Source organism: Mediterranea sp. An20, assembly GCF_002160055.1.
Lineage (GTDB): Bacteria > Bacteroidota > Bacteroidia > Bacteroidales > Bacteroidaceae > Bacteroides > Bacteroides avicola.
Map to the genome: position 1 here is coordinate 1 of NZ_NFJV01000055.1, position 5,347 is coordinate 5,347.

Annotated in this window: 7 protein-coding genes and 1 pseudogene; 6 read left to right on the forward strand and 2 right to left on the reverse strand. The window is 41.5% G+C overall.

What is annotated here, in order from left to right; all coding sequences use genetic code 11:
• Nucleotides 1-9: 9 nt before the first annotated feature.
• The 5 genes from B5F34_RS16890 (at nucleotide 10) to B5F34_RS16910 (ending at nucleotide 4,083) form a co-directional block, all read left to right on the forward strand.
• Nucleotides 10-987, forward strand: coding sequence for a replication initiation protein (locus B5F34_RS16890; RefSeq protein WP_087340926.1), 978 nt, complete (start codon nucleotides 10-12; stop codon nucleotides 985-987).
• Between the two features lie 2 nt (nucleotides 988-989).
• Nucleotides 990-1,139 carry a hypothetical protein gene (locus B5F34_RS17790; RefSeq protein WP_204245635.1) on the forward strand — a complete coding sequence of 50 codons (150 nt, stop codon included), beginning with the start codon at nucleotides 990-992 and terminating at the stop codon, nucleotides 1,137-1,139.
• Nucleotides 1,118-1,636 carry a BfmA/BtgA family mobilization protein gene (locus B5F34_RS16895; protein WP_087340922.1) on the forward strand — a complete coding sequence of 173 codons (519 nt, stop codon included), beginning with the start codon at nucleotides 1,118-1,120 and terminating at the stop codon, nucleotides 1,634-1,636. The genes B5F34_RS17790 and B5F34_RS16895 overlap by 22 nt, the downstream gene beginning before the upstream one ends.
• Before the next feature lie 11 nt (nucleotides 1,637-1,647).
• On the forward strand, nucleotides 1,648-2,415 hold the full coding sequence (locus B5F34_RS16900; RefSeq protein WP_239449022.1) for a hypothetical protein: 768 nt from the start codon (nucleotides 1,648-1,650) through the stop codon (nucleotides 2,413-2,415).
• A gap of 390 nt (nucleotides 2,416-2,805) precedes the next feature.
• The gene (locus B5F34_RS16910; protein WP_087340924.1) at nucleotides 2,806-4,083 is read left to right on the forward strand and encodes a hypothetical protein; all 1,278 of its coding nucleotides are present in this window, start codon (nucleotides 2,806-2,808) and stop codon (nucleotides 4,081-4,083) included.
• Here the strand turns inward: B5F34_RS16910 and B5F34_RS16915 are convergent.
• Nucleotides 4,078-4,416: a toxin RelE gene (locus B5F34_RS16915; RefSeq protein ID WP_044302095.1), complete on the reverse strand. Its 339-nt coding sequence runs from the start codon at nucleotides 4,414-4,416 to the stop codon at nucleotides 4,078-4,080. The genes B5F34_RS16910 and B5F34_RS16915 overlap by 6 nt on opposite strands.
• Nucleotides 4,406-4,639 (reverse strand): type II toxin-antitoxin system prevent-host-death family antitoxin, encoded by a 234-nt coding sequence (locus tag B5F34_RS16920; RefSeq protein ID WP_044302105.1) that lies wholly within the window; start codon nucleotides 4,637-4,639, stop codon nucleotides 4,406-4,408. The genes B5F34_RS16915 and B5F34_RS16920 overlap by 11 nt, the downstream gene beginning before the upstream one ends.
• Nucleotides 4,640-5,237: 598 nt before the next feature.
• Between B5F34_RS16920 and B5F34_RS18010 the strand changes: the two are divergent.
• Nucleotides 5,238-5,347, forward strand: a pseudogene (locus B5F34_RS18010) (replication initiation protein); the annotation flags it as partial.

Below are 5,347 nucleotides of genomic sequence, written 5' to 3' on the forward strand. Positions count from 1 at the left end.
ACTGATAATATGGCAATAGTAAACAAAGACCTCATTCAAAGTTATATTATGACTACCGCCAAATATGACTTTAACGTGTACGAAAAACGGATAATTTACCGCCTCGTAGAAATGGCTCAAGGGGAGCTACAAGGCATAAAGTTCGCTAACAACTGTCAGAAAATAGAGCATGACCTTTTCAGTTGCATAAACATTACTATGCCTATCGCTTGCCTTCTCAATGGAGAAGAAGATAAGAACTACGCAAGAGTAAAGGAAGCCTTACAATCGCTTCAACGAAAAATATTTGAGTATGAAGATGATGAAGTTTGGCAGAGTATATCAATCATCGCACTTCCCTACATTCGGAAACGTTCTTCTGTGATTTCTTTCCAAGTGCATCCACGTGTATGGGATTGCATTCTTAATTTCTCCAAAGGCTATCGGAAATATGAGCTAAAAGCTGCCATGAGCTTCAAGAGCCAATTCTCGATGCGTTTTTATGAGCTACTCAGCAACCAAAAAACACCATTAATCTACTCAATAGACCAACTGAAAGAAATGTTTTGCGTGGCTGACAAATATAAGCGAGTTAACGATTTTATGCGTAAGGTTGTAGAAGCTGCAAAAAAAGAATTAGACGAAGTAAGCCCATATACATTTGAATTCACCCCTCTCAAATCGGGACGAAAGATAACTGCTATAAAGTTTTACCCAGTGTACCAACCGGAACATAGAGACCCTGATTTAGAAAAACACGATTTGCAAAAACAAGTTTCTCTAAGCTGGTCTTTATCTTCAGAAGTTCGTAGCTATTTGAAGAACTCGATAGGGTATTCCGACAAAGAAATAAAAAACAACTTGGATTTATTTATATCGGCACAAAGTTTACTTCCTGATTTACTCGGAGAACTCGCTATACTCAAAGGGAAGTCAAGGGAGAAGAAAAACCCAAAAGGATATATTATCAATGCAATCAAAGGAAAATTAAAAGACAAAGGAAAATAATCATGGAAACAGGAGATAGAGTTATCGTACCAGCCGAAATCAACGGCTACGGCAGAGATTTACGGGCTATCGTTACAGAGATAGAAGAATTTTTCGGGGCGACATTCGTAACGGTAATATTCACCGAGCCATGCCCGGAAGCCTGTGCCTAACGACCATAGCGATAAGTCAAGAATACGCCCAAAAGCTGGACGAATATATAAAGGGGTTTGCCCTTACACGGAAGGATTTTGTAGAGCTGGCTATCGACTATTTTCTACGTACCGGGTTTGACATACGTGGAGAAGCGTTTGACCTCTCTCCATTGGAGCGCATAACCGACAGGCTGGAAAGTTCAGCTAAGGTCATGGAACAGCACAACGAAGGAACAGAGGCAATGCGTCAGCTATTACAGGCAATCCGGGAACAAACCGCTAAGCAGCTTCCGGCTCCTGAAATTATAGCACAGGCTACAGAAGAAAAGGTAAAAGCAGAGAAACGGGCTGAAGAACAGACAAAGGAACTCCAGCGCATTCAGGAAGAAAACAACCGGTTACGTGACGAAGTCAAAGAGCTGCAAGCCTACAAGGAAAAGGCGCACCGGGAACTGTGCCGGGTACGTGATAAACAAAAGACTTTCGGAAAAATACACATCAATACAGAACTATAAATCAAAATAATATGAAGACAAATATCAGTTTAATCAGTCTTGTGTTGCTTTTGTTCTTTTCTCAAATAACAAAAGCACAGTCAAATACGGGGAAACACGATTTTACGCATAAAGAAAATGGGTGGTATCACGTATTAAGTACAGGTAGTTTGTCCCCTAAGCCAATTATAACAGTAAAGGATTTTGTTGGGCTAAAACTTGAAAAAGATTATTTCGGGAAATATGCTATAAGCGGACAAATCAGCAAACATAAGCTAAACAAATGGGCTGACGAAACAGAAAAGTCCATTGGGGAAAAAATAGCATTTGTATTTAATGATTCCATTATTACTACTCCGCAAGTTAATTGCAGAATAGAAAGCGGTACATTCATGATAACGTCTTTTTCAGACCAAAAACTACCAGAAATCTACGAAGGTATAATGAGAGAAAAGTCTGATTCTCTTGAAGTCGTTTTTAACGGTTGGGAAAAGGATTCTTTATACTATGAATTATCTCCAGAACAAAGAGATTCTGTAAGAATGAGCATTGACTATTGGGAAGCCAAAGCATGGATAGACCTAACAAGCAACCACAATGAACACATACCCCCAATAACATATCGGAACGGCTACATATTGGATAAGAAAGGTAAAATCATAGGTAACTATGCCAATGGGCATATATTCGATAAAGGACGGAACATTAAAGGATTTTATTCTAATGGATTCATATACGACAAGAATCACAATATCATAGGTAATTACAACAATGGATTTGTAACATTTAAGAAGAAATAAACAAGTCTCCGGCTGGGTAACTTGCTGGGAGCTTCCTGCATCTGAATTAGGACAAACCTTGCCTAAAGATTTCCGAGGAAGTTTGCCTTCTATTGAAGAAATTTAGAAAGAGTTGGAATCTGACAGGCGTCGAAAGATTCTCCCTTTTCTTTTTCTCTTCAAAAAGAAGCGGATATTCCACCTTTCTTTTGCGTTCGATACTCGAAATTATTTTTTTTCTTTTCGCTGTGCTTTTGTTTTTCATCCGAATGGCTTAACTTTGCTTGCGAGGTTATAGCACACTATGACCCTAAAGGGTCGTGTGCGAGGGGACACCCCTCGACCCCGTACGCCATCGGCAAGCTCGATGGCGATGCAATCGGAATATCCACCAACGAAAAGAGAAAGGTTATGGCAAAGACAAGCATCAACGTAAGACCCTGCAACATCGGCAGCGCGGAACGGCACAACCTCCGCAGCAAGGAACTCGACTACATACGACCGGAACTCTCCCACCGCAACGAGCAATGGTCGGAAATGAAGATAGCAGACGTGCTGGAGGACATAAGGGAAAAGTACAGGCAGCACACCGGACAGTCCATGCAGAAGAAGGCGACACCCATCCGGGAGGGAGTGGTCGTGATCGAGGACGGCACGACACTCCGGCAGCTTCAGGACTTTGCCGGGAGGTTGGAGGAACGCTTCGGAATACACACGTTCCAAATCTACACGCACAAGGACGAAGGAGCCAGTGTTTGGGACGGGAACGCGGAAACATGGAAGCCGAACTACCATGCGCACATGATTTTCGACTGGACGGACGGGGAAACGGGGAGAACCAGGAAGCTGAACAAGCAGGACATGGCGGAAATGCAGACTATACTGGCGGAATGCCTTGGCATGGAAAGGGGCATTTCTTCCGACCGTAAGCACCTTTCCGCCATCCAGTACAAGAACATGGTCGAAGCAGAGAAAGCGGCGCAAATCGAAAAAGAATGCAGTCAGATGGAGGATGAGCGCAACGCCATAGAGGAAAAAGTGAAACAGGCAGGACAAAAGCTGGAGGACACCCAAAAGAAGCTCAAGGAAGCAGCAGCCGAAATAAAGGTGGAAAAGCTGAAAGGGGCGGCAGCCGACACGGGAACAGCCTTGCTGAAAGCCGGGACGACCGTCATCGATGCGACAGCCAGCCTTTTCAACTCCGGAAAGGTCAAACGGCAGGAGCAGGAGATTGCGGAACTGAAAAGGGAGAATTACGAACTGGAGATGAAAAGCCAGAACCTCCAGAGCAACCTGCGTACAGCAAACGCCCAAAACGAAAGGGAACGGGAAGCCACACGCAGGGCAGTCAGAACCGGAGAAGAAAGACTGAAGCCGATAACCAACCTGTTCCCCTGTATGGAAAACGCCAAAGAGAACATCGAGGAACTCCGGGAAATGGGTGTCCGAGACAACGATATCCGGCTCCTGCTCACAGGAAAAGAGATAACCTATTCAGGATTCCTGTACGACCGGGAACGCAGAAAAAAGCACCAGGTCAAGGATGTGAAGATAAACATTGCTAAAAGCAAGGCTGGAAATACGACCATTTGGCTGGACAAAATTTACTTCAAGGAGTTCTTCAAACAGCTATGGCAAAAGGTACAAAAGGCTTTAGGACTTGATAAAGGCAGGGGATTCCATTTATAGTCCCAAATCTGCAATCATTTTTTTAATAACGGACACATCTACTGTGTCATAGTCGGATTTATCGTAGATGTCAATCAAATACACATCCCCCGCATCTTCTGACACAGCCATCAAGTAAGTAATAACCCTTGCGCCTCCTGATTTACCTTTTCCCTTAGATGTAATGGTCAGCCTGACTTTTCTGATGTTGGGGGCTATTTCTGTCCCTTGCAGAGGATTCTCTTTCAAACTTGACACAAATACAGACATATCCTGTTTTAAAGACCTATGTCGTTTAGCGAGAACTTTGAGAGAACGTGAAAAATCAGGCGTCGGTATAATTTCAAAGCTCATCGAGTAAGTCCTCTATAGTTCTACGTGGAAGTTTTCCTTCTTCTATCAGCTTCACTTGCTGCAATCCCCTGCAAATGCGTGTGGTTAAATTATCTTCTTCCGATATAGGAACAATTTTGAAATTACCGTACCTGCTTGTGAGCAATACGGATTGCCCTTCGTTGGCTTTAATTAGGTATTTCCCCTGATTAGCCCTGAATTCTCTTGCTGAAACTACTTGCATAACCTTCATTTTTTTGCAAAGATAAAAATAGATACCGAAACGGCATCCAAATTGATATATTTTAACACAAATTACAATCTCTATTTTACCACATCATGAAAGTGTCGGTTTATTGAAAATTAGCATAGCACACCTGAAAAAACCCGAATTTGGTGATTACAACCGCCAAATTCATACCTAATTTAGCGATTAGATAATATACATAAACAAAATAACACATATTTTAACACGCCGGAAAAGTCGTTCCCCAAAAATCGCTGCGCTGGCTCTTGCTTTGCTTTTTCAAACATTCAAAAAGTCGTTTTTCTTTTTCCGAAAGTTGAAAATCAACCATTTCGCTAAAATTTTATGACTTGTTTTAAAGCATTGCTTATTATATGCTTATCAGCTTCTCGAAACTCAGAATAAAGTACCTTATTATCAGTTATTTATAAACAATAAAACGAGCTAAACTACGACTTTTTGAATACTAACTACGACTTTTTGAATGCTAATTCAAGACTTAACTACGACTTTTTGAATACTATTTCAAAATATCTACGACTTTTATTTTTATAAGTCGTTTTTAGTGCTTATATTTGCACAAAATACTGATAATATGGCAATAGTAAACAAAGACCTCATTCAAAGTTATATTATGACTACCGCCAAATATGACTTTAACGTGTACGAAAAACGGATAATTTACCGCCTCGTAGAAATGGCTCA